Origin of the sequence: Rhodococcus sp. EPR-157, from assembly GCF_001647195.1 — a bacterium.
GTDB lineage: Bacteria > Actinomycetota > Actinomycetes > Mycobacteriales > Mycobacteriaceae > Rhodococcoides.
In genome coordinates this window covers 1-2260 of sequence record NZ_LVCV01000201.1, presented here as the reverse complement: position 1 = coordinate 2260, position 2260 = coordinate 1, and the positions used below count along the sequence as shown (strand labels likewise).

Sequence of the window (2260 nt, the reverse complement as noted above, 5' to 3'; positions counted from 1 at the left end):
CCACGACACTTCCTCCGGCGCCCCGATCTTGAGACCCTGACGCTGCTCGATGGTGCGCACATAGTTGGAGGCATCGAGCAACGAATCGAAGGTGCCGGTATCGAGCCACGCAGTCCCGCGCGGCAGCACCTGCACCGCCAACCGGCCCGCATCGAGATAGTGCCGGTTGACGTCGGTGATCTCGTATTCCCCCCGCGCCGATGGCTTCAGATCACGGGCGATGGCCAGGACATCGTTGTCGTAGAAGTACAGACCCGGCACAGAGTAATTGGACTTGGGGTCCTTCGGCTTCTCCTCCAGCGAGATCGCTCGACCGGAGGCGTCGAATTCGATGACGCCGTACGCGCTGGGGTCCTTGACCTCGTAGGCGAAGATCGCGCCGCCCTCGATCGCCTCGAATCTACCCAGCTGCGAGCCCAGCCCTGGGCCGTAGAAGATGTTGTCACCGAGCACCAGAGCAGCACCCTCGGTCCCGATGTGGTCGGCACCGAGGACGAATGCTTGCGCGAGACCGTTCGGGGTGTGCTGGACCTTGTAGGTGAGGTTGATGCCGAACTGCGAGCCGTCACCGAGCAGACGCTGGAACTGCTCGGAGTCTTGCGCGGTGGTGATGATCAAGATGTCGCGGATGTTCGCCAGAATCAGCGTCGAGAGCGGGTAGTAGATCATCGGTTTGTCGTAGACCGGAACAAGCTGCTTGCTGATTCCCATCGTGATCGGATGAAGACGCGACCCGGTACCGCCCGCCAAAATGATTCCCCGCATACATGGCAGTCTCCCAGACAACAGACTGCCATGCCGCACGGAATGGTCGATCAAAGAGTTCGTCACCACCGCTCGCCGCTACCGAACCATCACTATCTCAGTCGGCCAACAAACCATCACTGCAGCAGACCCGCTACCTGAGGACCTGCGCGAAACACTGGACGCGATCCGACGTGGACACTAATTTGAGCCAAGTCAGGTGGTCGACACGTGGTGGTCGGAGATCAACGCGTTCATCACCACCGGAATCACCAACGCCAAGACGGAGGGATACAACCGATTGGTCAAACAGGTGAAACGATCTGCGTGCGGGTTCCGGAACGTCGACAACTCGGCCCGTCGGATACGGTTTGATCGCCGATCGATCATCACAGGTGCGTTGTGGACCAGGACCTCGCAAATGTTCGCAGGCAAGCGAGACTGGCGCCGGTGTCGACTTCGTTCACCGCGAGAGACTTTCCGCTCGCCAGCAAGTCAACGAGCGAGCGCAACAGAATCAGGGACTCTGAGCTATCCCGGAAGCTTCGCCAATGTCAGCTTGACCTGCTTGCGGACTTCGCTATCCGGATCATCCGCGTAAGGCTCGATTTTGGGCCGCAGGCCGGAAGGCAGAGGCTTGTACTGACGGATTTACTTGATGCCCAGCGCGCGGACGGATGGATCCTCGACCTCACCGACGACGATGTCGAGACCATCGGGGCGTCCCTGCTTGATCAGCCACTCCAGAATCGCCGCCCGACCCGAGCCCAATGTCCGGTCCGCCGCGACCGCAGCCATCCGGTCGCAATCCGACGGGACAGCAAGCTGCAGCAACGCATTTCCCACTGCAAAGCTGTTGATCGGAGGCAAGGGAGGATCGAGGTAGAACTGATCGAACAGCACCGGGATTGCCTCGGTTCCCATCGCAGGCAATGAAGACAACCGAGCTCATAGCTGCTGTCGGACTGGCAGTTCAAATTCCCGGCATGGCGACGCCGGTGATTCTCGGGACCCTCATTTTGGCTTCAGTTTGCGTCGCGGCGCCCACTGGAGGACTGCAATCGGATATTCAAGTACGTCTCCGAAAGCCACAAGCCTGGATCCCGTTCTGTACATCAGCGACGTGAGTCCGCAAGCCCTCCGAGACGGTGACCGAGTACTGGTTTTGCTCCAGGATGGGCCGACTGCTGGCATTCCGACGTTGGTGAGCGTTGTGATGTTCGGCGTTGACGACCAACTGAGAACCACGCCTACTGTGGGTGGTGTGGACCGCGATGGTGGACGACGACTCTGGCCGAGGCCTCCTCTTCTGCCGCGCCCGATTCTGATGGACCAACACTGGGAACGGCTCGTGTTCCTGCATTGGCGCGTCCCCAGTGACCTTGTCGCTCCGCTCCTGCCTCGTGGGTGTGTCCCCGACGAGTTCGACGGTTCGTCGTGGGTTGGCCTGATCGGGTTTCACATGGTGGGTGCGGGGTTGGGGTACCGGCGTCCCGTCCCCTATCTGGGCACGTTT

4 protein-coding genes are annotated in these 2260 nt (G+C 60.5%); 2 read left to right on the top strand and 2 right to left on the bottom strand.

The window, feature by feature from the left end:
* Positions 1–765: glucose-1-phosphate thymidylyltransferase RfbA (gene rfbA / locus A2J03_RS09435; RefSeq protein WP_068372607.1), on the bottom strand; the 765-nt coding region annotated here is incomplete at its 3' end.
* Between the two features lie 199 nt (positions 766–964).
* Here rfbA and A2J03_RS31610 point away from each other — a divergent pair.
* Positions 965–1345: a transposase gene (locus A2J03_RS31610; RefSeq protein WP_082897725.1), complete on the top strand. Its 381-nt coding sequence runs from the start codon at positions 965–967 to the stop codon at positions 1343–1345.
* A gap of 50 nt (positions 1346–1395) precedes the next feature.
* Here A2J03_RS31610 and A2J03_RS09420 read toward each other — a convergent pair whose 3' ends face one another.
* Positions 1396–1668: a hypothetical protein gene (locus tag A2J03_RS09420; RefSeq protein WP_231912460.1), complete on the bottom strand. Its 273-nt coding sequence runs from the start codon at positions 1666–1668 to the stop codon at positions 1396–1398.
* A 340-nt stretch (positions 1669–2008) separates the two neighbouring features.
* On the opposite strand from A2J03_RS09420, the gene A2J03_RS09415 reads away from it, so the two are divergent.
* On the top strand, positions 2009–2260 hold a 252-nt coding region (locus A2J03_RS09415; RefSeq protein WP_231912459.1), incomplete at its 3' end, for a DUF2071 domain-containing protein.